Source organism: Sphingomonas endophytica (assembly GCF_001476895.1).
Taxonomy (GTDB): Bacteria; Pseudomonadota; Alphaproteobacteria; order Sphingomonadales; family Sphingomonadaceae; genus Sphingomonas; species Sphingomonas endophytica_A.
Genome location: NZ_LDTB01000001.1, coordinates 21839 through 47653, shown reverse-complemented (window position 1 = coordinate 47653; position 25815 = coordinate 21839). Strand labels below are relative to the sequence as shown.

The following is a 25815-nucleotide window of genomic DNA, read 5'->3' as shown; positions in this document are numbered from 1 at the left end:
ATAGCTACGACACCGCAAATCCGACTGGTCGCTATCGCTGGCCGTCATTACTGCGTAACAACGACGCCGCTACACGAGCACGGTTTTTGAAGGTCTCAGCAAAGATCTAGCAAAACTATCGCGGCTATGGGGTGCGCGACGTTCAAGCAGGGAGATGACCTTGGCCGCTAAGCGATTGGGATTGCGGGACGCGGTAGGGTGGCTGACGCAAATCATCGGCCCCGACGCGGCGTATGTAAGGCTAGGGATCGTCTATACCATCGCGATCAGCCTGCTGGCGCTGGCCACTCCCATCTCCGTACAGTTGCTCATCAACAGCGTCGCGAACACCGCGATGCCGGCGCCGTTATGGGCGTTGTCCGGCGTGCTGCTGCTGCTGCTGCTGCTGGTGGCGGGGCTGAGCGCGCTGAGGGTATGGATCATGGCGGCGTTCGAGCGCCGCCTGTTCGCACGCGTCATGGCCGAGGTCACGGTGCGCGCGGTCCATGCGCAGGATCCGTTCTTCGCCGACGCCAATCGCGGCGACCTGTTCAACCGTTACTTCGATCTGGTCGTGGTCCAGAAATCGGTGCCCAGCCTGGTGATCGGCGGCTTTACCATCGTGTTGCAGGCGGCGATCGGGCTGACGATCACCAGCTTCTACCACCCGGTCTTCCTGGCGTTCAACGCCGTGCTGGTCGCGGCGCTGATGCTGGTGTGGATATTCTGGCGGCGCGGCGCGATCAGCGGGGCGGTCGCGCTCAGCCACGCCAAGCATGATGCGGCGCGCTGGCTGGAAAGCGTCGGCGGCTCGAACGGCTTCTATAAATCATTGCGTCACCTCGACTTCGCCATGACCCGGTCGGAAGCGATGACCGCGACATATGTCGACACGCACCGTCGCTATTTTCGGTATCAGTTCGCGCAGACCATCGCCTTCCTGCTGATCTACGCCTTTGCCAGCGCCGGGCTTCTGCTGCTGGGCGGCATGTTGATCCTGAAGGGGCAATTGTCGCTGGGGCAGCTCGTCGCGGCGGAGCTGATCCTGTCCGGGGTGTTCTATGGCATCTCGCAATTCGGCCTGTATCTGGACACGTTCTACGATCTCGCCGCGAGCTCGGAAGAGCTCTCGCTGCTGTTCGCCATTCCGCAGGAGCCGACGGTTCGCGGTGAGAACGGGCCGCGCGACGGATCGGTGAAGCTGACCAATGTCGTGCTCGACGATGCTCGCTACACCCTGAACGTCGCCGCCGGGGAACAGCTCGTCACCGTCGCCGAACCGGGCGCGGAGCGTCGCCTGGCGATGTTGCTGAAGCGGCATGCGTCCCCCGACCGTGGACTGATCCGGATCGGCAATGCCGATCTCGGTTCGTTCGACATGTACCATCTCCGCTCTGACGTCATGGTCCTGGACCGTCCCACGATCGTCGAGGTCACGATCCGCGAGTACCTGCGGCTGGCGTCCGCCGAACTCGCCGAGGGTGCGATGGAGGCGTTGACGACGGTCGGACTGGAGCGTCGTCTCGCCAGCCTGCCGCAGGGGCTCGACACCCAATTGGGGTCGAGCGGCTATCCGCTCAGTGTCGGCGAGACCATGGCCCTGAAGCTCACCAACGCGCTGCTCGTCCGGCCCAGGCTGCTGCTGCTGGGGCAATTGTACGATCTGTTGCCGCCGGAACGGCTGCTCGCGGCGCTGCGCGTCCTGAAGGCGCATGGCACCACGGTATTGCTCTGCACCGGCCGTCCCGAGGACTTGACGCTCGACGGCTATCTCCATCTCGGCCTGACCGAGCAGCGACGCTTCGAGCGACTGGCCGATCTTCAGGCCGCGATCAGCCGGGAGGATGGCGATGCCGCATCTGTCTGATCATCTCGCTCACTTCCGCACCCTCGCGTCGCTGCGGCCGCCGCGCGTCACGGTCGCGATCGCGTGGCTGCTGACGGTCGGCATCGCTGCGGCCGTGTTCGTCCTGTTCTTCGTGCCGTGGCTGCAGACCGCGCAGGGTCGTGGACAGGTCGTTTCTCTCAATCCCGAGGATCGCGCGCAGGATGTGACGGCGCTGGTGCCCGGGCGGGTCGAGCGCTGGTATGTGCATGACGGCCAGCATGTGAAACGCGGCGATCCGATCGCGCGGATCATCGACCTCGATCCCAATCTGCTGTCGCGCCTCGCCGCCGAGCGCGCGCAGGTGGAGGCCGAAATCGCCTCCGTCCGCCAATCGCAGGCGGTCGCGCAGATCGACGTCAATCGCTCGCGCCAATTGTTCGCCGAAGGACTGGCATCGCGGCGCGATTATGAGCAGGCGCAGATCAAGGTCGCGGATTCCGGAGCGAAGCTGGCGGAATCCCGCGCGAAGCTGAATCGCATCGATGTCCAGCTCAACCGGCAATCGGCGCAGCTCGTACGTGCGCCGCGCGACGGTCGGATCCAGAACCTCAATGCGGCGGCGGGCGGTGCCTATGTATCCGCCGGCACCGCACTTGCGGTGGTCGCGCCGGAACAGGTCGACCGCGCGGTCGAGCTGCTGATCGACGGTCGGGACGTGCCGTTGTTGCGCCCGGGACGGCCCGTCCGGCTGGAGTTCGAGGGCTGGCCCGCGATCCAGTTCAGCGGCTGGCCGTCCGTGGCCTATGGCTTCTTCGACGGGCGTGTCCGCACGATCGACCCGAATGCCAGTGCGCAGGGGCTGTTCCGCATCCTGGTCGAGCCGATGCCCGGCAAGCCCGCTTGGCCCGATCGGCGGTTCGTGCGGCTGGGCGGCAAGGTTCAGGGCTGGGTACAGGGCGAGACCGTCACCGTCGGCTACGAATTGTGGCGACAGCTCAACGACTTCCCGCTTGAATTCGGTCAGACCGCCACCGACAAGGAAGGCAGCGCGAAGGACGACGACAAGAAGATCGCGGCGAAGGCGGGGAAGCCGAAGTGATCCGGTCGCTGCTCTTGCTGCCGGCGCTGATGGTGCTCCCGACACTGGCCCTCCCGGCCGTCGCGCAACGCATCGCACCGAACCCGGCGCCGGCCCCCTCGCCTCGCTCCGGGCCGCTATTGCTCGACGAGGTGCTGCGGGCCTCCGCGCGCGCCGCGCCGCAGATCGTCGAGGCGCTGGCCAAGGTCCGGTCGGCGGAGGGACGCGCTCTGACCGCCAACGGCGCATTCGATACGGTGTTCGAGGCCGACAGCCGCTCGCGCGCGCTTGGCTATTACGACGGCACCGTCGCCTCCGGCCGCGCCACGCGTCCGCTGGGGGACAACGGCGGCTATGTCTATGGCGGGTATCGGGTCAGTCGTGGCGCGTTTCCGGTCTATGAGGATGAGAATTACACCAACCGCCTGGGCGAGGTGAAGGTCGGCGCGCTCTACTCGCTTCTGCGCGACCGGCTGGTGGACGAACGCCGCACACGTCGCACCCTGGCCTCCACCGATATCGACATCGCGAAGTTCGAGCGGGAGGCGGTGGCGATCGGCGTGCAGCGGCGGGCCATCGACGCCTATCAGAACTGGGTCGCCGCCGGACTGCGGCTGAGGGCCTATCGCGATCTTCTGGCGCTGTCGGAAAGCCGGCGCGGCGGTCTGGCGCGGCAAGTGCAGCTCGGCGCCCGGCCGGACATCCTCCTGGCCGAGAACGACCAGAACCTCGTCCGTCGCCGCGCGCTGGTCGTCCGCGCCGAAGGGGACTTCGACGTCGCGGCCAACGCGCTGTCGCTCTATTTCCGCGACGCCTCCGGTGATCCGGTGCTGGTCGGCGCGGACCGCCTGCCCGCCAATGCCGACGCGCTGGCCGGCGTCGCCGCCGTGGCGCGCGCGAATTTCGAGCAGCAGCGGCCCGACCTTCAGGTGCTGCTGGCGCGGATCGATCAGGGTTCCGCGCGTCTGGCGCTGGCGAAGAACGACCTGCGTCCCCGGCTCGACCTGCGCGGCGAACTGGGCAAGGACATCGGCCCCGTGGGCCTAGGCGGACCGAACCGCACGCCATTGGAGGCGGCGGTCGGTTTTCGCTTCTCCATGCCGCTCCAGAATCGCGCGGCAAAGGGGCGGATCGTGGAGGCGCGGGCCGAGATGGACGCGCTGGAGGCACGGGGACGCTTCCTGCGCGACCAGATCGCCGTCGAGGTGGAGGGCATCACGATCGGGGTGGGCGCGGCCGACCGGCTGGCCTCGATCGCCGAGCAGGAGCGGCAGCTTGCCGAGCGGCTCGCCGCTGCCGAGCGGCGGCGGTTCGAGCTGGGATCGAGCGACTTCTTCCTGGTCAACCAGCGGGAGGAAACGGCGAACGACGCCCGGGTCCGCGTCATCGACGCCAAAGCGCGGATCGCGGCGGCACGCGCCGAGCTCGCCGCCGCCACCGCCGATCGCGTGGCACTGGGCCTGACGCCATAGTGATCGCCATCAGCGCGTAGCGTCAGAACGGACGGTGACGCGCGCCTGATGATCCCCGCCTTCGCCCCGCTGATCGGCGCGGCATATCATATGGCTCGCTGGTCGGCGCTTGCGTCAGGCCGTCGCTTCGCGAACCGGTGATGACACGGCCGCAGCCACGAACGCGGCGGCACGGTCGAGCGCGCGTCGTCCCTCCGCGATCGGCGCCGCCATCCAGACGTGAAACATATCCGTATAAAGTTCGAGGTTCACGGCCGGCGCCATCGCGACGAAGCGGCGCGCATCCGAGGACAGCAGGTCACGCGTCCCCGCGAAGACCAGCGTCGGGGGCAATCCCGAATGATCCCCGAAGAGCGGACTGAACGGTGGCGACGCAGGGTCTTCCGCGCCGGCCCACATCCGCCCGGCGGCACGCAGCATCGCGATGGTCAGCGTCGGGTCACGACGCTCGATATCGGGCTGGTCGGTCCCGCTGGCGGTCGCATCGAGCCAGGGGCAGAACAGGACCAATCCGGCCGGCAACGACTTTCCGGCGGCGCGGCGACGGTGCGTCAGCGCCAGCGCCAGACCGCCCCCTGCGGAATCCCCGGCGACGACGATCGACGGCGCGCCGACACGTTCCGCAAGTTCATCGAAGGCGGCGTCCGCCATCGCCAGTCCGGCCTGCCCATCATGCTCGGGTGCCAGCGGATACAAGGGCACCGTGACGGTACCGCCGATCCGCTCCACCAGGCCGCCGATCAGCGTCCATTGCGGCGCGACCAGTTGCATGACGTACGCACCGCCGTGAAAATAGAGGATATGCGGCCCGCGCGAGCTTCCTTGCCCCGCGTCCAACGTGAAGCGACGTCCCGCCGGCCCGACGCTATCGGTGAAGTTCAGCGCGTCGCGCATCCGCCGCGGGGGAAGCGCCGGCCCGTGCGCCCGATCCTTCCCGATCGCGGCCAGCAGGCTTTGCCGATCGGTCGGACCGTCGCGATACACGATGGGCAGCGCCACGTTCGTCACCAGCCAGGCGCCAAGACTCACGGAGGACGTGCGGCGCGCCATCAGAAACGCGGCCGTCGCGGCGACGCCGGCCAGCACCGCCTTCTTGCCCAAAGCCTGCATGACCGACCTTTCGCATAGCGTTTACTATGCATTTCATAATCAGTGGTCGAGCGCACACCAAGAGGCAATGTTACAGCCGCATGAAAGTCGCTTGCGCGTTGGATAGTTTTTGCTAGCTTCCATTTCTCGAACCAGAAGATCGGGAAGGGGAAACGCAATGAGGACCCTGTGGCTTTGGTCGGCAGCGTCGCTGTCCGCATCGATGTTGAGTGGCGCGGCGATGGCGCAGACCGCCGTCGCACCGGACGAGCCGACTGCCGCTTCCCCCCGGAGCACCAACGAACCCGGGGGGGTGGAGGAGGTGGTGGTCACGGCGCAACGGCGCGAGGAGAATCTTCAGAACGTGCCGATCGCCGTTACGGCGGTCAGCGGAGAAAAGCTGACGGCACTGGGCGTACGCAACGTCAGCGACCTTTCGACGACGACCCCCTCCCTGGTGGTGCGCGTATCCGACCCGACCAGCGTCCCGCAGATCTTCATTCGCGGCGTCGGCTCGTCCGACTTCAACGTGACCAGTTCCAGCCCGGTCACCGTCTATGCCGATGGCGTGTACATCAATTCGCAGGCGGGACAGATCGGCGCCTATACCGACCTTGCCCGGGTCGAGGTGCTGCGCGGCCCACAGGGGACGCTGTACGGGCGCAACACCACCGGCGGCGCGATCAATGTCATCAGTGCGCGGCCGACCTGGGAACCCGATGGTTACTTCCAGCTGGACGTCGGCACCTTCAACCAGGTCAACGCGACCGGCGCGGTCAGCGGAGCGGTAATTCCCGGCCTGCTGGCGGTGCGCGCCTCGGGCAGCTACCTGTACCGCGACGGCTATGCGATCAACGAACTCAATGGCCAGCGCCTGCGCGGGCTGCGCAAGGCCGACGGTCGTCTGTCGTTCCTGTTCACCCCGGCACCGGATCTGGAGGTGCTGGCCCATGTCGCATGGTCCGAAGCCGACTCGACCCTGGCGTACACGCCCGTCGGTCTGATCCCGCGCAACCCCGCCGCCGCTGGCGCCAACGGACTGTGTACCGCCGCCTATTACAACACGCCCGCCTGCACCGACATCCTCGGCTACGTCGATACCGATCCGAACCCCGATCGTGGTCGCTACTACGCCGCCACGCCGGTCAGCTCGCGCGATTTCCGCGCCGACATGACCGCTACCTGGACCTTGGGCAAAGTGGCGCTGGTATCGGTGACCGGCTATGATTTCGGTCGCACCAGCCAGGCGGCGACCGACGTCACGGCCGGCCCGGACCAGCTGCTGACCGCGACCTATTTCGCCCGCGACCGCAGCGTCAGCCAGGAATTGCGGCTGCAATCCGACGGCGGCGGCCCGCTCAAATGGGTCATCGGCGGCTATTACCTGAACGTCCAAAGCTCGGCGGCGCAGTCGTTCGACGTTCTGCGCGTCCTCCGCCCGTTGTTCACCACGCCGGCCAATCCGACGGGGCTGAGCGTCGCCGACAACGTGGCGCTCTATTCCTATCCGGTCAGCCAGAAGCTGGACAGCTACGCCGCATTCGGACAGCTCGACTATGCGCTGACCGACAAGCTGACGCTGACCGGCGGCCTGCGCTATTCGCGCGACGACAAGCGGTTCGACTATCGGCTGCTTCTCGAAAACGTCGTGCCGGTGTTCGGCAGCAACCAGTCGCGATCGTTCGGCGACTGGTCGTGGCGCGCGGGCGTGGAATACAAGCTCGCTCCCGCCGCGATGGTCTATGCGACCTACAATCGCGGGTTCCGCAGCGGCGGCTTCTTCGGCGGCTTCGCGACCGATCCGGCGCAGCTCCAGCCGTACAGGAACGAAACCGTCAACGCCTATGAGGCGGGGACCAAGCTGACGCTGCTCGACCGCAAGGTGCGGTTCAACCTGTCGGGCTTCTTCTATGACTATCGGGATCTGCAGGTCTTCTCGATCCAGCCGCGCGGCAACCTGACGATTCAGGTGCTGACCAATGCCGCCAACGCCCGGATGTATGGTGGAGAGGCCGAGCTGACCATCGCGCCGCTGAAGGGGCTTCAGATCGTCAACACGATCTCGCTGCTCCACAGCGAATATCTGGACTTCCAGTCGGCCGGGGTCGATCTCAGCGGCAATCGCCTGACCAACGCACCCGCGTTCACCTATTCGGGCGGCATCGTCTACAACCATGATTTCTCGGCACATCTGGGGATGGAGGCAACCCTCAACGGATCCTATCGATCGTCCACCTTCTTCACGACCGACAACAATCCGGCGTTGCGCCAGAAGGGTTTCTGGCTCGCGGGCGGCCGTGTCGGCCTGACGACCGGCGAAGGGCGGCTGAGCTTCGGCATCTGGGCGCAGAACCTGTTCGACAAACGCTATGCCACCAACGTCACCCCGCTCGAGACGTTCGGCGTCTATTCGTTCGCGCCGAACGATCCGCGCACGATCGGCGGCTATATCCGCACGCGCTTCTGACATCATAGGCGCACCGGCGTGGATGACGGCGGTGCCTTCTCCGACGGAGGGAACATGGATCCCATGACGGCCATGGCGGCGCCGCCAGGCGAGGCCGCTGCCATCAACCCTGCTGCGCCCACCCGGCTGGATCGGAGTGCCGTCAGCTGGGCGGCCTTTCAGGGCTTTCGCGACCCTTATCTGGGACTGATCGGCAACTACGTCTTCATGCCCTATTTCGCGACGGTGCTGATCCATGATCCCGTCGCCGGGCAGGAAGCGACCGCGACGATCGGGAAGGTCACCGGACTGGGCGTGGCGATCGCCGCGCCGTTGCTGGGCGCGTCGATCGACCGGATCGGGCCGCGCAAGCCGTTGCTGGGATTATGCGTGGCGGTGTTCGTGCCGCTGGTCGCCGCGCTGTGGTTCGCCGCGCCGGATGGACCGCTGTCGGTCCGCACGATCATGGCGATGCTGGCGATCGCCGGCCTGTTGTTCACCATGATCGACATTCTGTTTTCCTCGATGTTGCCGACGGCGGCGGCGCCAGCCGCCCGGTCGCGCGCGTCGGGGCTGGCGCTGTCGCTGGGCAACGTCGTGGGGTTCGCGTTGATCGCCGCCGTCCTGTGGGCGTTCGCGCTGCCGGGCACCGTCGCGGCCCCCGGCATCGTGCCGGCGCAGCCGTTGCTGGGCCTCGACCATGCCACATTCGAAACGTCGCGGATCGTCGGCCCGATCGTCGCGATCGTCTTCGCGCTGGGTGCGATCCCGCTGTTCCTGTTCACGCGCGACGCGCCCCGGCCGCCGCGCGACGCGACGCCAGCGCCAGGACAGCGCAATCCCTTCGCCGGCTTCGCCGGGCTGCGGGGGGAACGGGACGTGCTGACCTATATCGTCGTGCGCACCGTCTCGCAGGACGCCGGCATGGTCCTGCTCATCATGGGCGGCGTATTCGCATCGGGGATCATGGGCTGGGGCGCGACACAGATGCTGGCTTATGGCCTGCTTGCCACGATCGGCGGCGTCGGAGCCGGTGCGTTGGCCAGCTACCTCGACCAGCGCGTCGGGCCACGCCGTGCCTTGCAGATCGAGATCGCAGGGACGCTGATCGCGCTGATCGGCATGATCGGCACCAACCCGCGGCAGATCCTGTACCTGTGGCGATGGGACAACACGGCCGCGCCGGTGCCGCTGCCGAACATGCCGTTCGCCACGCTGCCGGATCTTGCCTTTCTCGGCATCGCCATGACCGGGCTGGTGTTCCAGATCGCCGCTTGGTCATCGTCGCGAACCCTGCTCGTCGCGCTGGCCCCCGCCGAGCGGGTCGGCAGTTGCTTCGGCCTCGCCGCCTTCGCCGCGGCGACGACCGGCTGGCTCGGCCCGCTGCTGGTCGGCTGGGCGACGGCGACCTGGGCGACGCAACAGGCGGGGATGGTGCCGATCGCGGTACTGCTCGTCATCGGGCTGGCCGGGCTGTCGCTGGTACGCGGCGGCGGGCGTCCTGTCGCGCGGTGACGCGCCCCGTCGCTTCCTTTCCGCTGCTGGCGACAGGGGTGCTGGGCGTCCTGCCGCCCGGTATCCAGCCGCAGCTGCTTGGTGCCGCCGTCGTCGACGGACAGGCCGGCGAGGCGATCATCGGCATCGTCGCGATGCTGGAACTGCTTGCGATGGGCGTGGCCGCCGGCGGGGCGGCACGGCTGTTCGAGCGACACTGCTGGCGAAGGCCGATGACCGCCGCGATCCTGTTCACCGCCGGGTGCGATCTCGCCAGCGGCTTCGCCGGCGAAACGGTCTTTGCCATCCTGCGCCTCCTGGCCGGTCTGGGAGAGGGGGTGATGATCGCCGCCACCCTGACGTTCATCGCGCGGACCACGGCGCCCGGGCGCTGGTCGGCGCTCTACCTGGGGTCGCAGACGCTGGCGCAGGCGGCATTCGCCCTGGTGCTGGCGTGCTGGATCATCCCGATGGCAGGCAGCATCGGCGCGCACGCGGCGCTCGGCGCGCTCGTGCTGTCGGGGCTGATCGCGGTGCCCTTCCTGCCTACGCGCCTGCCGGTCGCCGGGCTGGCCGCAGCCGATCCGTCCGCCGGGCGCGCGCCGATCCCGATAGCCGTGCGGATCGGCTTGTTCAGCGTTTTGCTGTTCATGGCCTATCTGGTGGCGATCTGGGTCTATCTGGAGCCGATCGGCAGAGCGCACCACATGCCGGCCGGCCTGCTGGCGATGACCGTCCCGCTGGCGCTGCTCGGGCAGGTCGCCGGGGCCATGATCGCCTGGGTTCGCACGCCCCGCGCGATCGGACGCCTCGCGGCGCTTTCGGCGCTGGCGACCGGCGCGATCCTGTTCGTCGGCAATGGCACGCTGTTCGTCATCGGCGCGATCGCCTTCGGGCTGGTATGGATGCTTCTGATCCCCGCGTTGATCGGCAGGCTGGCAGCGATCGATCCGGGCCGTCGGGGCGTGGCCCTGGTCGGCGCGGCGCAGCTGATCGGGTCCGCGCTGGGGCCGCTGGTGGCCGGTATCGGGGTCGCCGCCGCCGGCCCCGGCGCGATCGGCGGGATCGCGCTGGCCAGCCTCGCCCTCGCGCTGGTCACGCTGACCCTGGCCGGGCGTCGGCAGGGACGTATCGGATCATCCTAACGCAGGCGAAAAAAGCGCCGCATATTGAGCCACCGGAAGCACCCGCCCTCACCGGGTGGCGCTTCTCGACTCAGGCCGAGAAGCGGTCCAGTACGTTGCGGGTAATCCGGTCGATGAACGGGTCACCCGCCGCCAGCCCGTGCGCCCATTCGGTCGTGCCGGTGTTGAACACCTCGCCCGTGCCGCGCCGGAACGATGCGATCACCGCATGACCGCGCAGCATCCGGAGCTGGCTCGCCTCGGAATCGTCGCCGTAAGTGACGCGCGCGCACACGGCCAGACGCTCCGGTGGAATGACCGGCGCATAGCCACGATCCGCTTCCTCGCCGAACGCGCACGGCGCGACGCCGATGATCTCGAGATTGGCAGGCACCCCCAGTTGCGGGATCGCCCGCGGCAATCCGTCGTCCCCGAAGTCGAACCGGCAGCCGTCGCTTTCATAGCCGATGAGCGGCAACGCATCGCCGATCACGTCGCCATAAAAAAGGTCGGTGCCCTCCAGCGCCCAATGGCGGTCGTTGTAGATGGTGTACCCGCCCTGCCCCCGCGCCGCGCACAAACCCAGCCGATGATAGCCGCCGAACAGGAAGGACAGGCCGGTCAGCGCGGCCTCCGGCTCACCGATCTCCGGCAGCGACCACAGATGGGTGATCGGCGCCGCCGATCCCTCCGGCTCGGCTTCCAGCCCGCGCCATTTGTGGTTGATCATCGTCGCGCCGTCATCTTCGAAGCGGACCCGCCAGAAGCAGGTATTGCCCGACAGGATCGCGATCCGCCCACCGGCATCGACATAGCGTTCGACCTGCGCGCGCTCGCCGATGCCCCAATATTCGCTATGGCCGACGAAAAGCACCCCGGCATAGCCGGACAGCACCTCCTCCACCTCCAGATCGTAATCGGTGAAGTAATCGAGCGTGTACCCCGCCGTCTCCGCCCATTCGACGAAGCGATGCTCCCATTTGTTCAGGAAGCCGGCCGACCCGTCATAGGGTGAGAAAGCATGGTCGCGCATCCACTCGGGGTCGGCGGCCCAGGGCTGTTCCTGAAAGGCGCGCTTGCGCATGTTGACCAGCCGCGGGATGTCGTCGGGTGCCGAGACGATCAGCGGCACGAACGGGCGCTGCGTCGACAGGACGCCGATCGCCTGACCCATCGCGTCGTCGAACGATGCCTGCCCGGTCATCAGCGCGGTAACGTTGGAATAGGCGTTCGCCCCGCCCCACCAGTTATAGGCAAGATAAGTGTTGGTGGTCAGCACGATCGCCAGTCGCGCGCGCGGCGCATCGACGGCGGGCTTCACGCAGACGAAATGATGCGCGACCTCCCCCCGGGCGTCGGTCAGCTGAACATCGTAATAGCCGCTCGCCCAGTCGGCACCGATCTCGATCCCCGTCGCCACCGGCCAGCGGCATCCGGCGCGGTCGGCATCCGGCGGGGTCGGATGGTCGCCGACGGCGATATCGGCCAGCGTCCAGACGGTGTGGCGCTCGCGCCCAACCCGGTCGATCCGCAACGTGCACGGACCATGGGATGCGGAAGCGTGCAGCATGACCGTCTCTCCCGGTCGCGCCGTGTAGCGATCAGTATAACAGGCGATCATCGCAAGTCTCTCCCTACCCCATGGATCGCGCGGATCAGGCCGCCCTTTCCGCCATCGTCTCGCTTGCCGCCAGCGTCGCCGCATAGCTCTGCACCTTGCCCAGCGTCCCCAACCCGCCGGCGACCAACGCCCCCGTCGCGGCACCGAGGCGGACCGCCGCCTTCACCGTCAGTCCGCGCATTAGACCGGCCACGAATCCGGCGCAGAAGCCGTCGCCGCAGCTCGTCGTGTCGACCGGTACCACATCGAAGGCGGGGAACCGCCGCGCGCTGCCGGGTTCCAGGACCATGACCACGCCGTTCGCGCCATCCTTCACCAGGCAATGCCGCGCGCCCCAGCCGAGGAACACCTCGGCCGCCGCTTCCACCGTCGACGCACCGGTCAGGGTCAGCGCCTCCGCAGCGCTCGGCAGGAACCAGGTCACATGGGGCAGTACCCGCTTCAGTTCGTCGACCACGGCGGGCGACGTGACGATCAGGTCGCAGGTCGTGATCGCGCCCGCCGCCCGCGCGGCGGCCAGCAGCGCCGCGCCCGGTCCGCCGTCGAGGCCCGGCGCGCCGATCCCGCCCCAGTGCACGACGCGGGCCGCGGCCGCCGCCGCGTGCAGCTCCTCGTCGATGGTCATCATCATCGACGCGCCCAGCGCATGGAAGTTGGGGCGCCTCCCGGCCCGGTCGATCGGCAGGATCGTCGCCGAGGACGGCACACCCGGCAGCGTCTTGAGCAGCCGGTCATCGACGCCGGCCGCTGCCAGTTCGGCCCGGATGATCCGACCCTTGCGATCGTCGCCGATCGCCGAGGCGAGAGCGACGGACACGCCAAGCCGCGCGGCGACCATCGCCGCGCCGCCCGCCGTGCCCGCCGGCACCACCTCGATCTCCTCGATCAGCGTCGTGCCCTCCGCATCGGGAATATGCTCGATCGGGCGGCCGAGGATGTCGAGCGTGGTCAGCCCGATGCACAAGAGGTCGGTCATCGCGCTCACTCCGCCGCCAGCTGCGCCAGGATTTGGAGCTTCTCGACCGGCCCCGGCTTCGGCCCGGCGCGCACATCTCGCAGCGTATCGTCGGCCGCCTGAAGCGTGAGGTCGATATCCGCTTCGGTCATCGCGTTGGAAATGAACATGTTGTGCCACGGATGGAAGTAGACGCCGCGCTGCAACAGCCCGCTGCAGAAGGCATAGCCGGTGCCGAACCCCTCATCCTCGTGGAACATGATGAGCGGCAGCTGCGACGGCCCGGTCTGGCGCAGGCCGAAGCCGTGGCGCGTCGCCACCGCGTCCAGCCCGGCACGCAATCGATCGCCTAGTGCGATGGTGCGCTCCAGATAATCGGTTTCGCGGATCAGCCGCAGCGTCGTGATCGCCGCCGCCATCGGCGCGGCCGAAAACCAGTAGGAGCCGGTGACATAGATCGTCGCCGCCGCCATCCGCGCCTTGTCGGCGCCCAGCAGCGCGGAGATCGGATGGCCGTTGGCGATCGCCTTGCCCCACGACGACAGGTCAGGCTGCACGCCGACGCTCGCCCAGCTGCAATCGCGCGCGATGCGGAAGCCGGCGCGGACATCATCGACGATCAGCAATGCGCCATGTTCGTCGCAAAGCTCGCGCGCGCGGCGGGCATATTCCGGATCGGGCAATTCCTGATCGACGAACGTGTCGTGCTTGATCGGCGACGCAAAGATCGCGGCGAGGTCGCTCCCCGCCTTGCGCACCGCCTCCTCCAGGCTTTCGGCGTCGTTGTAGATGTAATGGATCTGGTTGGCGCGATCCTCCGGCGTCGTGCCGCCCTTCAACGGCGTACACCAGGGGGCAGCCCCGTGATAGGCGCCGGCGGCCAGCACGATCGTCTTGCGCCCGGTGTGACGCCGCGCGATCATCATCGCCATCGTCGTGGCATCGGTGCCGTTCTTGCAGAACATCGCCCAGTCGGCGTGCGATACCTGCGCGGTCATCGCCTCGGCAAGCTCCACCATGACCGGTGCCGGGCCCGTCATCGTATCGCCCGCCCGCATCCGGGCGACATAGGCGTCGTCGATCTCCTTGTGGCCATATCCGAACAGGTTCGGGCCATAGCCGCACATATAGTCGAGATAGGATCGACCCTGGTCGTCCCATAGCGTCGCTCCCTCTGCCCGGTCGAAGAACTGCGGCATGCCCTCGGGCAGCAGCACGACGTTCTGATGGCCGTACATGCCGTTCGGTATGACGGCGGCGGCGCGTTCGAGAAGCGGCAGGGGCTGGGTCATAAAGCTCTCCGTATGATAGTTTAAGCTATCGTGAATGACGTTTGACGGCTCGTCAACTTCCTATTGAACTGCGGGCAGTTTATGGTAGCTACGGCTAGCTTACGTCGGCCATGCTCGGGGAAATTTGCCATGTCCGTTGCTGATACGCCCGTGCCGCGTCGCGCCGTCCCGCGAATCGTCGCGAACTGGAAGATGCGGGGATCCACGGCAGCGATCGACGCGCTGGTCGACATGGATCGCAGGGCGGTCACGCTCCCGGTCGCGCTGGCGATCTGTCCGCCCGCCACGCTGATAGCGGCGGCGCGGGCGCGACTGGCCGCGATCGCGATCGGTGCGCAGGACGTACACGGTGCGCCTGACGGCCCCTTCACCGGCGCCATTTCGGCGGGGCTCGCCGCGGAGGCCGGCGCGACATTCACGATCATCGGCCATGTCGAAAGTCGCGCGCGCACGCACCCGACCCCGGCGGACCTCGCCGCACAGATCAGGACTGCCCTGTCAGCGGGGCTGGACGTCCTGCTGTGCGTCGGCGATGTTGCCGACCTGCTGGCCTGCCTGCCGGCGGACACGGCGTTCCGCAGGCTGTCGATCGCCTATGAGCCGCCGTGGGCGATCGGCGGCGCCGACGCGGCACCGATCGCGACGATTTCCGCGATGCACGATGCGCTCCGCACCGCGTTGGCGACGCTGTGGGGCGATGCGGCGGACGACGTGCCGATCCTGTACGGCGGCGCGGTCGATGCCGGTGGCGCCGCGGCCATCCTTGCCGCCCCGCAGGTCGACGGGGTGCTGATCGGCCGCGCAAGCCTGCCCGCCGCGACCTTCGCCGCGCTGGTCGATGCCGCGACCGTATCTGCCGCGCCCCTGCCCCTCACGGAGTTGCCCGCATGACCTGCCCCGACGAAGCCGATCTGCGTCGAACCCTTGTCGAGCAATATCGGCGCGTTACCGATCTGAGACTCAACGAGCTGGCCTCCGGCAATGTGAGCGTCCGGTACGGTGACGGCATGTTGATATCCTGCACCGGGGCGGACGAGACGATCACGCCGGAACAGGTGGTGCTGGTGCGCCCCGACGGTTCGCACGAGGGCCGTCATCGCCCGTCGAGCGAATGGCAGATGCACTGGGCGGTCTATCGCGATCACGCCGACGCCAACGCCGTGGTCCACACCCATTCCGACCATGTCGTCGCGATGTCGTGCATCGGGCCCTTGCCCGGCTTTCACTATCTGGTCGGTCTGTTCGGCGGCAGCGACGTGCCGTGCGTCCCGTACTACACCTATGGCTCGGCGGAACTGGCCGAAACGGCCTCGCGGGCGCTGACGCGGCGCAGTGCCTGTCTGCTCGGCAGCCACGGCATGTTGTCGCGCGGGCGCGACCTGGCCGAGGCGGTGATGCTGGCGCAGCGGCTGGAGATCATGTGTCGCCAGTATCTGCTCGCTCGGCAATTGGGGGATCCCTATCTCCTGTCCCCGGCCGAATGGCAGGCGTTCGCCGACAAGGCGCGCGCCGAACATTATGGCACGCGCGCCTGACCGCCTGCCCCCTACGCCACTGATCACGAGCGCGCTGCGATGACCGACATTCCCCTGCCCGTTTCGCCGACCAGGCCGCTGGTCGGCAGCCTGTTCGAACTGGACGGCAACGCCCCCGTACAGAGCGTGACGCGTCTGGCGCGCGAACATGGCGAGATCTTTCGCCTGCCGGTGCTGGGCAAGGACACGATCGTCGCCTCGTCGCAGGCGATCGTGAACGAACTGTGCGACGAACGCCGCTTCGGCAAGTTCATCCACGACGCGCTCGCCTTCGTCCGCCCGGCAACCGGCGACGGGCTGTTCACCGCGCATAACTACGAACCCAATTGGGCGCTGGCGCACCGTGTCCTCATGCCGGCGTTCGGCCCGTTCGGTATTCGTGGCATGTTCGACAAGATGCTCGATATCGCGCGACAGATGTTCGACCGGTGGGAGCGCTTCGGCCCCGAGGAGCAGATCGACGTCGCCGACTCCATGACCCGGCTGACGCTCGACACGCTGGCGCTGTGCGCGTTCGACTACCGCTTCAACAGCTTCTACCGCGACCATATGCATCCGTTCGTGGATGCGATGGTCGGATCGCTGGTGGAGGCATCGGCGCGGCAGCGCCGGCCCGCCTTCGTCACCCGCGCGATGCGACGCACCCGTCGCAAGTTTCGGAGCGACATCGCAGTGATGCACGACATGGCCGACGAACTGGTCGCCGATCGTCGCCGCAAGGGGATCGGCGCGCGCGGCGACCTGCTCGACGTAATGCTCGCGGGTCGCGATGGCGAGCGGCTCAGCGATGAGAATATCCGCTACCAGCTCGTCACCTTCCTGATCGCGGGGCACGAGACGACCAGCGGCCTGCTGTCGTTCGCGGTGCATCTTCTGCTGGACAACCCGGCCGAACTGGTGCGCGCGCGGGCGCATGTCGATGCGGTGCTGGGGGATAGCGAACCGACGCTGGACGATCTGCCCCGCCTGGACCTGATCGAGCGGGTGCTGATGGAGACGCTGCGATTATGGCCGACTGCCCCCGGATTCTCGGTCACTCCGCACGAACCGACCACGATTCAGGGCACGTATCGCGTTGAGCCCGGCGACGACATTCTGGTGCTGCTGCCGGCGCTGCACCGCGATCCGAAGGTCTGGGGCGACGATGCCGAGGGGTTCCGGCCCGATCGCTTCGCGGACGGCGCGGCCGAACGGCTGCCGCCCAACAGCTGGAAACCCTTCGGCAACGGCGCGCGCGCCTGTATCGGGCGCGGCTTCGCCATGCAGGAAGCGCAGCTGGTTCTCGCCATGCTGCTCCAGCGGTTCGATATTGAACGCACCGATCCCGGCTACCGGCTGAAGGTCGCCGAGACGCTGACGATGAAGCCCGAAGGGCTGACCATCCGTGCCCGTGCGCGCGGCACACCGATCGTCCGGCCCGGCACCGCCTCCCCCGAGCCGGTCGGTGCGGACACCCCGCCGGGCGAGGCGACCAACGCGCTGCTGCTGCTCCATGGCGGAAATTCCGGCACCAGCGAGGCCTTTGCGCACAGCATCGCCCGGCGGATCGCAGGCATCGGCTGGGCCGCGACGCTCGATACGCTCGACGCCTGGGCCGGGCGCCTGCCCACCGACCGTCCGGTCGTCATCGTTACCGCCTCCTATGAGGGGCAGCCCGCCGACAACGCCCGGGCGTTTGTGGCGTGGCTGGACGCACAGCAGGCGGGCACGCTCGACGGGGCCCGTATTGCGGTGCTGGGCTGCGGCAACACGCAATGGGCACGCACCTATCAGGCGATCCCGAAGCGCATCGACCGCGCGCTGGTGGCGGCGGGCGCGACGCGGCTGCTCGATCGCGGCGAGGTCAATGCCGTCGGCGACATGAGGGCCGCGTTCGAGGGGTGGTGCGCCGGTCTTGTCGACGCGCTGGCCACGGAGCGATCGACCGGCGCAATCGTGGCGCATGGTTCGATCGCCACATCGTCCAACGCGCCGGACATGCTGCGCCTGCCCTGCGTCGCCAACACGCTGCTGACCGCACCCGGCCTGCCGCCGGGGCGCGCCAAGCGCCACATCGTCCTGCGCCTGCCCGACGACGTGAGCTATCGCCCCGGCGATCATCTCGCGATCCTGCCGCAGCAACCGGCGGCGACCGTCGATCGCGCGTTGGCGGTGCTCGGCGTCGTGACGCCGGCGCTGCGCGCGACGCTGACTCACGAGGTCGAACTGGAGCGCCCCGCCACGCCCGAACAGATCGATCTGCTGATCGCGGCCGCCACCCTACCGGCAGAGCGGGACGGCCTGTCCGCGCTGCGGAATCCGGCGGACTATGCGCAGGCGATCGTCGCGCCGCGCACCAGCATGATCGCGCTGATGGAGCGGTTTCCGTCGGCCCGTATCGCGCCCGATGCCTTCGTCGCCGCGCAGCCCCGACTGACGGCACGGCGATACTCCATCTCCTCTTCGCCGCTGGCCGAGCCCGGCCACTGCACGTTGACGGTGGCGGTGGTCGACGAACCCGCGACCGGCGGTGCGCATCGCCACCTGGGCGTCGCGTCGAGCTTCCTCGCCGGCCTTGCGCCCGGTGACACCGTACCGGCCAGGATCCAGCCGGCGCTCGGCGCCTTCCACCTTCCCACCGATCCGGCCGTGCCGATTGTCATGATCGGCGCGGGCAGCGGCATCGCCCCCTTTCGTGGGTTCATCGCGGAGCGGGCTGCATATGCAACGCGCGGCGAGAGGGTCGGTGCGACCATGCTGTTCTTCGGGTGCCGCTCGGCGGACGAGGACTGGCTGTATCGCGACGAAATGACCCGTTGGGTCGAAGATGGCCTGCTCGACCTGCGTGTCGCCTTTTCCCGCCAGCCGGCGGATGGCGTCAGCTATGTTCAGGACCTAGTACGCCGCGACGGCGCACAGGTCGCCGCGCTCATCGGGAACGGCGCGCATGTCTATGTCTGCGGCGACGCCGCGCGGCTGGTCCCGGCGGTCGAGAAAGCGCTGGTCGCGGTCGCCGCCGCGGCGCTCGACACGTCGGAGCGCGTCGCGCGTCGCTGGTGCGAGCGCCGGTTGATCCATACCGGCCGCTATGCCGTCGATGCGTTCGCCTGAGCGATGGCGATCGATCGCGCCGCGCTGCCGCGCCCAAGCAGGGGCTTGGGTCGCGCCGCCGCCGCCTGCTAGGGTTCGGGCATGAAGAAACCCGAACTCGCGCCCAAGAAGCGGCCGTCGCAGCCGCGCTCCCACGACACGTTCGAACTGATCGTGGAGACGGCCGGGCGGCTGCTGGAACAGGTCGGCTTCGAGCAGTTAACCACCAACCTGGTATGCAAGGAGGCTGGCCTCTCCCCGCCCGCGCTTTACCGCTATTTTCCGAACAAGTACGCGATCCTGAAGGAAATGGGTGATCGCCTGATGCGCGCGCAGGATGCAGCGGCGCTCGACGGGCTGGAGGATGGCGGGCTGGTCGACCTGGCCTTCGAGGAACGGGTCGCCAGATCGCTGGAGATCCAGAACCGCGTCATCGAAATCACCCGCAGCTTCCCCGGCAGCATCGCGATCACGCGTGCGCTGCGCGCGGTACCGATGCTCGACGCGGTGCGAATCGCATCGCGCAACGCCGTCGCGGCGCATCACGCCATCGCCTATGCGCGCTTCTATCCGGCCATCCCGATCGACGCGCTCCAGACCTGCGCAAAGCTGACGATCGAGATGCATTACGCCGCAATGGAAGCGGTGCTGGAGGATCCCGGCCCTGACTCGCAGGGGATCATCGAGGGCGTATGCCGCGCCACGCTGCTCTACGCCGATGACCTGCAACGCCGTCACGCCGCCGCCAGAACGGCCTCGTCCGAACCGGCCCCCGCCTGATACCGAAGGATCACCCGTGCCGCAGACCGCCCGCACCCTGTTCGACATCCTGCATCGCGCCGCGCGGTCGACGCCCGCACCCGACGCTGCACGGCGACAGGCATCGCTGGCGACGCTGGGGCAGATGATCCTGGACCATGCCGATGAATTCGCGGCCGCGATCGACACCGATTTTCGCGGCCGTTCGCGCGACGAGACGCAACTGCTGGAAATCGTGCCCGCCGTGCGCGGCATCCGCCATGCCCGCCGATCGGTCGCGCGCTGGATGCGCGACGAACGCCGACCGGTCGAACTGAATTTCCAGCCTGCCCGCGCCTGGGTCCGGTACGAACCGCTCGGCGTGGTCGGCATCATTTCGCCGTGGAACTACCCGCTGCTGCTGGCTCTCTCGCCACTGACCGACGCGCTGGCGGCAGGCAATCGGGCGTTGCTCAAGCCATCGGAACTGACGCCGACCTTCTCCGACCTGCTTGCCCGTGTCGTGGTCGAGCGCTTCCCACCGGACGAGGTGGCGGTCGTGACCGGCGGGGTCGACGTGGCAGAGGCGGTCGCGGCTTTGCCGTTCGATCATCTCGTCTTTACCGGCTCCACCCACGTCGGCCGGCAGGTCATGCGCGCCGCCGCCGAGAATCTGACGCCGGTGACGCTGGAACTGGGCGGCAAGTCGCCGGCGATCGTCGCTCCCGACTATCCACTGGCCAAGGCGGCGCGCTCGGTGGCATTCGGCAAGTTCATCAACGCCGGACAGACCTGCATCGCGCCCGATTACGTCCTTGTGCCGCACGACCGGGTGCGCGCCTTCGCCGACGACGTCATGGCGGTGGTCGAGCGCGGGTATCCCACGATCGCGGGCAATGCAGACTATAGCGCGATCGTGACCGACCGACATCGCGCCCGGCTGGTCGCGGCGGTGGAAGAGGCGCGCGGGGCCGGCGCGACCATACTCGACCATAAGGCGCCCGGCGACGACCCGCGCCGCCTGGCGCCCGTCCTCGTGATCGATCCACCGCGGGATTGCACGCTGATGCGCGACGAAATCTTCGGACCGGTTCTGCCGATCCTCGGCTATCGTACCCTTGCCGACGCCATGGCGGTGGTCAACGAACGTGATCGTCCGCTGGCGCTCTATTGTTTCAGCACCGATCGCGCGACCGAAGGGGCGGTGTTGGACAGCTGTACCTCAGGCGGTGTCACGATCAACGGGACGCTGCTGCACATCGCGCAGGATTCGCTGCCGTTCGGCGGGATCGGACCGAGCGGCATGGGCGCCTATCATGGCCGCGAAGGCTTCCGCCGCCTAAGCCATCACCGGGCCGTCTACCGCGTTGGCGCATTCAATGTGTTCGAGCGACTGGGCCCACCATGGTCGGATACCAGCCGCCGGATTGCCCACTGGCTCGCGAAAGCCTGACGCCGAAGGCCAGCACTCCGCTTACGAGCCGCCGCAACGCAGTATCCGTGGTTCGCGGATTGCGCCGACGAAATCGTGTAACCGGCGTCGTTGCCATATAGGCGCTGACCAGTTGGCTGGCCGGGAAGTGGACTGGGATTGCACCCGTCACGCGAAGACCTGACGAGCGCGGTCGCATGCGGGTATGACCGCTTGCGCCTCGCCGCGTATCCGCAGAAGGAGCGTTACGACCGCCATGCCATGTTCGTCGCCGCCGGGGTGACGAACATGGCATCGCTGGACCGGCGAACAAGACCTGCGCGAGCGCGGTGCGCAGGATCAGAGCGGCAGTCGCGAGCCGTGGTGTCCGCAGATCGGTCCCATTCGCCGGGCGTCGGGCCACGGCAATCGTTGCCGGTCGAAAGCCGGTCATGGCGATCAGCGGCTCGGCCGGCGCCGTGTTTTAAACCGCTAGCACCGCCATGCCCTCGCGCGCCACCGGCGAGATGCCGAGGCGAACGGCCCCCGCCATCACCCAGCGCGGCATCGTGACGCGGATCGCGCCCGAAACGCATAGCCAGTTGCGCAGGATCGTCACCAGCACCGCCGTGCTCATCGGCTCCGGCCCGACCGCGTCGGTCCGGACGGCCAGCGGCAACAGAGCGCGAAGCGAGCGAACAGTATCTCGACTAGATCGGCGACGTCGACCTACGGACTAGGCCATCGGCGCGACCGAGGTCGGCGTGTTCGGCAGCGTGGCGAGGTGGTAAACAGCGCGCTGCTCTGCCCACCTGGGCGGGCCGGTACGCCAGCACACTGCCACACGGGGATATAGCTGACTCGTACGATTCGAAAGGGTAGCTGATAATCCAACGGACCTGCCCGGCAATCGCTCGATTCTGAAGGGCAAGGCATTGTTTGCCCAGCAATTCTCCGGATTGGCTGGGGCGGCAGGAGGCGGAGCAGAGGGGGATTCAAGCACCTAAATTTGCAGGAAATGCTTGTTTTCTGCGGGCTTGCGCCCCACAGAACTGCCCCACAAACCTGCCCCACACGCTCCTTCAGGACCGCTCATGGCCGCCATCCGCCCACGTCACAATCGCTTCGAGGCGAAGGTTCGCATTCCCCTGGTTCACCGCCCGCACCATGACGACCGCGAGTTTCTGTATCGCACGCTGAAGGCCACCAGCCGCAAGCTCGCTCAGATCGAGGCTGACCAATGGGAGAACGCCTTAAGGGTACAGTGGGCAGAGCGTGAGGGGCTGGCGCAGGACGCTCGTTCGACCCTGCGGCGCGTGTACGAGGACACCCTTCAAGCGGCGGCGGCGGGCCGCTTTCAGGTTCACACCCTCGGACAAGAGCCCGTCGATGCGGGTATCGATTACGAGATTGAGAAGATTGCCGAGGCCACGCCCCATGAGGAGGAGCCGTCCCCTGAAGCGGGTGCGAGATTGGCAGCTCTCCATGACGCACGAACGACCCTCCTTGGCCGCAAGCCTGACGTGCGGCATGAGTTCGAACCGTCGTTCAGCCAGCTTGCGAGCGACTACATGAAGCTGTGGAAGACTCAGACGGGCCTGAAGGAAAGCAACACCGAGCAGCAGAAGCGCGCCACCTTCGCGCTGTTCGCGGGTTATTGGCGGGACAAGCCCATTCGCGGGATTGGCCGCCCGGACGCGGCGCGGTTCATGGACGCCTTGCGCCACCTCGACAGCGCGTGGGCACGTTCCTCCGCAGCACGGGCCATGACGTGGGACGACCTTCAGGACGCCTTTGGCGGCCGGGACAAAGGCCTGTCGGACGCAACGCGTAACCGCCACGCCGCGACCCTTCAGGCGCTATGGGAATGGGCAAGCGAACGCGGCTACGCCGAGGGCCGGAACCCCTTCAGCGGTCATCGCACCCGTCTGCGCGCCGGGGTCAATGTTAAGGGATACCGTCCCTGGGAGCCCGAGGAACTTGAGCGCCTGCTAAACCCCGGCCCGAAGCGATCCGACTTGCGGGAGGTGATGCTGGTCGCCCTGTTCAGTGGGATGCGCCTGGACGAAATTGCGAGCCTAACATGGGCGAACCTGAAGAAGGTCGACAACATCGACGTGTTTGACGTGAGGGACGCGAAGACGCCTGCGGGCAACCGGCAGGTGCCCGTTCACCCGAGCCTATCTTGGCTGCTCTCGCGGACGCGAGGGGGGGCGGAAGATCGCCTGTGGCCCGGCTTCAATCCCGAGGGACCCGGAAAGAAGGCGGGCGCTGACGCGGGGAAGGAGTTCACCCGGTTCAAGCAGTCACTGGGGTTCACCGACCGGCAGGCGGCATTCCATTCCTTCAGGAAGAACGCGGTGGCGCAGTGGGAGGCGGCGAGCGTACCGGAAACGGAGGTCGCCCAGGTCGTCGGTCACGAAAAGAAGGGCATCACTTTCGGAGTGTATGGGCGCGGCGTATCTCTTCAGCGTCGTGCCCAGATTGTCGCGATGTTGGCCTATCCGGGCCTGCTCACCTGACCGCATCCGCAATTAAAGCTCACTCTCGGAGGGTGGAACATATATAAGGGTAACCTAGGAAGATCCCGCCTCTGATGCCCCGGCCTTAAGACCAATAGCCCCACGTCGGTAGCGTGGAGTGCTGCGGGTCAGGAGAGGCATTTAGCCTCGCTCGCGACCACCGCGGAAAAGGGGTCGGTCAAGCTCACCAGCAGCGGTCGCCGGATACGCGACCTTCCATTGGGCTTGACCCAGCCCCGCAATTAAAGCCCACCCTCGGAGGAAGGATCATACTGAAGGTGTACCTTCAGCTATGCGACCTTCTCACAACTCCATTCCCAGACAGGTGACCTCCCCGCCGTTGTCGCGGGTTGAGGTCCCTTGTGGTGCGCCCTGCTGACCAGCGGGGCACGGCAGGGCGCACCACTCCCATTCAGTTTTGATCCCTTGGATCAGAAGCCCCGTCGTGCCCCGCAAGGCCCGATGGCCCACCGCTGGTGTCTGCCAGTATCCCGCGCCGCCTTGGCGCTTCCCTCGAAAGCCTATCAATGACTGACACTACCATCCCCGACTTTACCCCGGCCCCGATCCCGACCGAAGCGGAACTCGCGTCGTTCGATCACCGAGACGTTCCCAGCTCCGCTACGGCAGTGGGCAATGTGCAGCTCGGGGAGCCAGTCCTCACGGGCCTACCTCCTGAAATGCGACAGCGCGTTGCAGAGAAGATGGCCACCGTGAAGGCAGATCACGCCATCTTCGAGCGCCAGTTCATCCGTGAGGAGCTGGAGAAGAATTCTTACCGCGTCAAGGTACTGGCGGGTATCCACAAAGAGGCGAACGAGTACGAGCGCGTCAGTTTTGGCATCATGCGCGAAATCTATCATATGCAGCGGGAAGCAGACCGTCTGTCCGATGAGTTGGCGGATGTTGCCGGATACAGCAAGGAGCATGACGAAGAGGGCAATCCTCAAGGTGTTCCCATCCCTCGCTACCAGAACGAAGCGCGCAGGGCCCGCGAAGCCGCCTTGGAAGACGTTCGCCGTCGCATCCGCCTCCTTGAAGGCCGCGAAGGTGACCAGCTTCGCGCTGAAGCCGCGAAGGTGACGCAGGATCGCATTCGCGATCAGAACGAACGCCTAGCGGAGGACCATGAAGTGCGCCGACTTGCGGCGGAGAAGCAGCGCAGTCAGCGTATCGCGGCGCGGGTCGATAAGATCGTCCAGAACCGTCAGCACGAAATGCGTTGATGGCCCATTACTCCCGCTTGCGGGGATGGGTCAGCCGACCGACCCGCCCCGGCGATACCGGGCCGAACCCCTACGACTCCGGCTCCAACCGTTTCGCTGAACGCCATCGGGAAACCGAGACGGCGTTGCCGGGGGGACTGGTCCGCGTCGACATGGGTGAACCCATCAAGCGGCTCCCATCCGAACGCCTGCAAACCAGAGTGGCGAAGGTGGAGCCGGTCGCGGTGTCCACGGACATGCAAGCGCCCAAACTGTCCCCGCCCCCGGAGCCTCGTCCCGCCGCTTTGCAGCGCCGCCGCCGGGAGCCGTGGGGTCTCAACCGCGACGAAGCCTAAACACACACCAAGGAAAACCGAATGGCCGACCTTCCCACTCACATCGAAACCTACGACCCAAAACTGAACGACCTCGCGATCAACGATAGGTCGCGCTTTCGAGGCTCGGCGAACGGCGGAGCTGTCGCCACTGACCTCGGCGGCGGCTTGGTCCAAATCTCCTACGTCGATGGCTTCTCCGCACCCATGAAGCCGAAGACGTGGCTTTGATGGGACGGCTTCGCAAGCAGCCGCCCGTGCCGGTGCCGGAAGGCTCACGATACTGCTTCCAGTGTGCCGTCGTCCTCCCCGCCGCTTCCTTCGCGGCTGACCGGAACCGCCACGATGGAAAGCGGATCACATGCCGCACCTGCGACAATGCTGCCCGCCATCTCCGCGACCGACGACGCCGCGCGCGCTTGAAGTTCCAGCTGGCGGCATGACTGCCCGAGCGTCCCTCCGCTCCCGGATCGATGCCAAGTGTCGGGAGTGCGTACATGATCCCTATCAGCCGGGGACGTGGCGCGAGCAGGTCGCCCAGTGCGGTGGGGTGAATTGTCCGCTCTACGCGGTTCGTCCGGTTCCCCGGAGCCGTGCAGCGTAAGGGCTACAAAACACGCCT

Annotated in this window: 19 protein-coding genes; 14 read left to right on the top strand and 5 right to left on the bottom strand. The window is 67.2% G+C overall.

What is annotated here, in order from left to right:
* The first annotated feature begins 160 nt into the window (after positions 1-160).
* The 3 genes from NS334_RS00230 to NS334_RS00220 are packed head-to-tail and all read left to right on the top strand — an operon-like array spanning position 161 to position 4357.
* Complete coding sequence (locus NS334_RS00230) at positions 161-1846, top strand: ABC transporter transmembrane domain-containing protein (protein WP_058754100.1); 1686 nt, start codon at positions 161-163, stop codon at positions 1844-1846.
* Entirely contained in the window at positions 1830-2906 is a 1077-nt protein-coding gene (locus tag NS334_RS00225) for an efflux RND transporter periplasmic adaptor subunit (protein ID WP_058754099.1), read from the top strand. The genes NS334_RS00230 and NS334_RS00225 overlap by 17 nt, the downstream gene beginning before the upstream one ends.
* The gene (locus tag NS334_RS00220) at positions 2903-4357 is read left to right on the top strand and encodes a TolC family protein (protein WP_206542621.1); all 1455 of its coding nucleotides are present in this window, start codon (positions 2903-2905) and stop codon (positions 4355-4357) included. Before NS334_RS00225 ends, NS334_RS00220 begins: the two co-directional genes overlap by 4 nt.
* A gap of 114 nt (positions 4358-4471) precedes the next feature.
* On the opposite strand, the gene NS334_RS00215 is transcribed toward NS334_RS00220, so the two are convergent.
* Complete coding sequence (locus tag NS334_RS00215) at positions 4472-5467, bottom strand: alpha/beta hydrolase fold domain-containing protein (RefSeq protein ID WP_058753965.1); 996 nt, start codon at positions 5465-5467, stop codon at positions 4472-4474.
* A gap of 157 nt (positions 5468-5624) precedes the next feature.
* Here NS334_RS00215 and NS334_RS00210 point away from each other — a divergent pair, with 157 nt between their 5' ends.
* The 3 genes from NS334_RS00210 to NS334_RS00200 are packed head-to-tail and all read left to right on the top strand — an operon-like array spanning position 5625 to position 10531.
* A complete protein-coding gene (locus tag NS334_RS00210; RefSeq protein WP_083500144.1) occupies positions 5625-7913 on the top strand; it encodes a TonB-dependent receptor in 2289 nt (762 codons plus the stop codon).
* 54 nt (positions 7914-7967) lie between these two features.
* Positions 7968-9407: an MFS transporter gene (locus NS334_RS00205; RefSeq protein ID WP_058753963.1), complete on the top strand. Its 1440-nt coding sequence runs from the start codon at positions 7968-7970 to the stop codon at positions 9405-9407.
* Entirely contained in the window at positions 9404-10531 is a 1128-nt protein-coding gene (locus tag NS334_RS00200) for an MFS transporter (protein WP_058753962.1), read from the top strand. Before NS334_RS00205 ends, NS334_RS00200 begins: the two co-directional genes overlap by 4 nt.
* A gap of 70 nt (positions 10532-10601) precedes the next feature.
* Here the strand turns inward: NS334_RS00200 and NS334_RS00195 are convergent, their stop codons facing one another.
* The 3 genes from NS334_RS00195 to NS334_RS00185 all read right to left on the bottom strand — a co-directional run bounded on the left by NS334_RS00195 (position 10602) and on the right by NS334_RS00185 (position 14378).
* On the bottom strand, positions 10602-12080 hold the full coding sequence (locus NS334_RS00195; protein WP_206542620.1) for a N,N-dimethylformamidase beta subunit family domain-containing protein: 1479 nt from the start codon (positions 12078-12080) through the stop codon (positions 10602-10604).
* A gap of 85 nt (positions 12081-12165) precedes the next feature.
* Positions 12166-13107: a carbohydrate kinase family protein gene (locus NS334_RS00190; protein ID WP_058754097.1), complete on the bottom strand. Its 942-nt coding sequence runs from the start codon at positions 13105-13107 to the stop codon at positions 12166-12168.
* Between the two features lie 5 nt (positions 13108-13112).
* A complete protein-coding gene (locus NS334_RS00185) occupies positions 13113-14378 on the bottom strand; it encodes an aminotransferase class III-fold pyridoxal phosphate-dependent enzyme (RefSeq protein WP_058753960.1) in 1266 nt (421 codons plus the stop codon).
* Between the two features lie 81 nt (positions 14379-14459).
* Between NS334_RS00185 and NS334_RS00180 the strand changes: the two genes are divergently transcribed.
* The 5 genes from NS334_RS00180 to NS334_RS00160 all read left to right on the top strand — a co-directional run bounded on the left by NS334_RS00180 (position 14460) and on the right by NS334_RS00160 (position 21173).
* Positions 14460-15269, top strand: a complete 810-nt coding sequence (locus NS334_RS00180; protein ID WP_083500143.1) for a triose-phosphate isomerase — start codon at positions 14460-14462, stop codon at positions 15267-15269.
* Positions 15266-15913 (top strand): class II aldolase/adducin family protein, encoded by a 648-nt coding sequence (locus NS334_RS00175; protein WP_058753958.1) that lies wholly within the window; start codon positions 15266-15268, stop codon positions 15911-15913. The genes NS334_RS00180 and NS334_RS00175 overlap by 4 nt, the downstream gene beginning before the upstream one ends.
* 39 nt (positions 15914-15952) lie before the next feature.
* Complete coding sequence (locus tag NS334_RS00170; RefSeq protein WP_058753957.1) at positions 15953-19003, top strand: bifunctional cytochrome P450/NADPH--P450 reductase; 3051 nt, start codon at positions 15953-15955, stop codon at positions 19001-19003.
* An 81-nt stretch (positions 19004-19084) separates the two neighbouring features.
* A complete protein-coding gene (locus NS334_RS00165) occupies positions 19085-19762 on the top strand; it encodes a TetR/AcrR family transcriptional regulator (RefSeq protein ID WP_058753956.1) in 678 nt (225 codons plus the stop codon).
* Positions 19763-19778: 16 nt separating this feature from the next.
* Positions 19779-21173 carry a coniferyl aldehyde dehydrogenase gene (locus NS334_RS00160; RefSeq protein WP_058753955.1) on the top strand — a complete coding sequence of 465 codons (1395 nt, stop codon included), beginning with the start codon at positions 19779-19781 and terminating at the stop codon, positions 21171-21173.
* A gap of 442 nt (positions 21174-21615) precedes the next feature.
* On the opposite strand, the gene NS334_RS00155 is transcribed toward NS334_RS00160, so the two are convergent.
* Positions 21616-21810 (bottom strand): hypothetical protein, encoded by a 195-nt coding sequence (locus NS334_RS00155; protein ID WP_058753954.1) that lies wholly within the window; start codon positions 21808-21810, stop codon positions 21616-21618.
* A 415-nt stretch (positions 21811-22225) separates the two neighbouring features.
* Here NS334_RS00155 and NS334_RS00150 point away from each other — a divergent pair, with 415 nt between their 5' ends.
* The 3 genes from NS334_RS00150 (at position 22226) to NS334_RS18060 (ending at position 25424) form a co-directional block, all read left to right on the top strand.
* Positions 22226-23653, top strand: a complete 1428-nt coding sequence (locus NS334_RS00150) for a tyrosine-type recombinase/integrase (protein WP_058753953.1) — start codon at positions 22226-22228, stop codon at positions 23651-23653.
* Between the two features lie 527 nt (positions 23654-24180).
* Entirely contained in the window at positions 24181-24879 is a 699-nt protein-coding gene (locus tag NS334_RS00145; RefSeq protein ID WP_058753952.1) for a hypothetical protein, read from the top strand.
* A gap of 356 nt (positions 24880-25235) precedes the next feature.
* Complete coding sequence (locus NS334_RS18060) at positions 25236-25424, top strand: hypothetical protein (protein WP_153002520.1); 189 nt, start codon at positions 25236-25238, stop codon at positions 25422-25424.
* The last annotated feature ends 391 nt before the right edge of the window (positions 25425-25815 follow it).

What these genes read in the sequence shown, in the direction of transcription:
- NS334_RS00210 (WP_083500144.1), top strand. Translation starts at nt 5,625, where the DNA reads ATGAGGACCCTGTGGCTTTGGTCGGCAGCGTCGCTGTCCGCATCGATG.
- NS334_RS00175 (WP_058753958.1), top strand. Translation starts at nt 15,266, where the DNA reads ATGACCTGCCCCGACGAAGCCGATCTGCGTCGAACCCTTGTCGAGCAA.
- NS334_RS00225 (WP_058754099.1), top strand. Translation starts at nt 1,830, where the DNA reads ATGCCGCATCTGTCTGATCATCTCGCTCACTTCCGCACCCTCGCGTCG.
- NS334_RS00165 (WP_058753956.1), top strand. Translation starts at nt 19,085, where the DNA reads ATGAAGAAACCCGAACTCGCGCCCAAGAAGCGGCCGTCGCAGCCGCGC.
- NS334_RS00185 (WP_058753960.1), bottom strand. Translation starts at nt 14,378, where the DNA reads ATGACCCAGCCCCTGCCGCTTCTCGAACGCGCCGCCGCCGTCATACCG.
- NS334_RS00205 (WP_058753963.1), top strand. Translation starts at nt 7,968, where the DNA reads ATGGATCCCATGACGGCCATGGCGGCGCCGCCAGGCGAGGCCGCTGCC.
- NS334_RS00180 (WP_083500143.1), top strand. Translation starts at nt 14,460, where the DNA reads ATGGTAGCTACGGCTAGCTTACGTCGGCCATGCTCGGGGAAATTTGCC.
- NS334_RS00145 (WP_058753952.1), top strand. Translation starts at nt 24,181, where the DNA reads ATGACTGACACTACCATCCCCGACTTTACCCCGGCCCCGATCCCGACC.
- NS334_RS00150 (WP_058753953.1), top strand. Translation starts at nt 22,226, where the DNA reads ATGGCCGCCATCCGCCCACGTCACAATCGCTTCGAGGCGAAGGTTCGC.
- NS334_RS18060 (WP_153002520.1), top strand. Translation starts at nt 25,236, where the DNA reads ATGGCCGACCTTCCCACTCACATCGAAACCTACGACCCAAAACTGAAC.
- NS334_RS00215 (WP_058753965.1), bottom strand. Translation starts at nt 5,467, where the DNA reads ATGCAGGCTTTGGGCAAGAAGGCGGTGCTGGCCGGCGTCGCCGCGACG.
- NS334_RS00190 (WP_058754097.1), bottom strand. Translation starts at nt 13,107, where the DNA reads ATGACCGACCTCTTGTGCATCGGGCTGACCACGCTCGACATCCTCGGC.
- NS334_RS00195 (WP_206542620.1), bottom strand. Translation starts at nt 12,080, where the DNA reads ATGCTGCACGCTTCCGCATCCCATGGTCCGTGCACGTTGCGGATCGAC.
- NS334_RS00170 (WP_058753957.1), top strand. Translation starts at nt 15,953, where the DNA reads ATGACCGACATTCCCCTGCCCGTTTCGCCGACCAGGCCGCTGGTCGGC.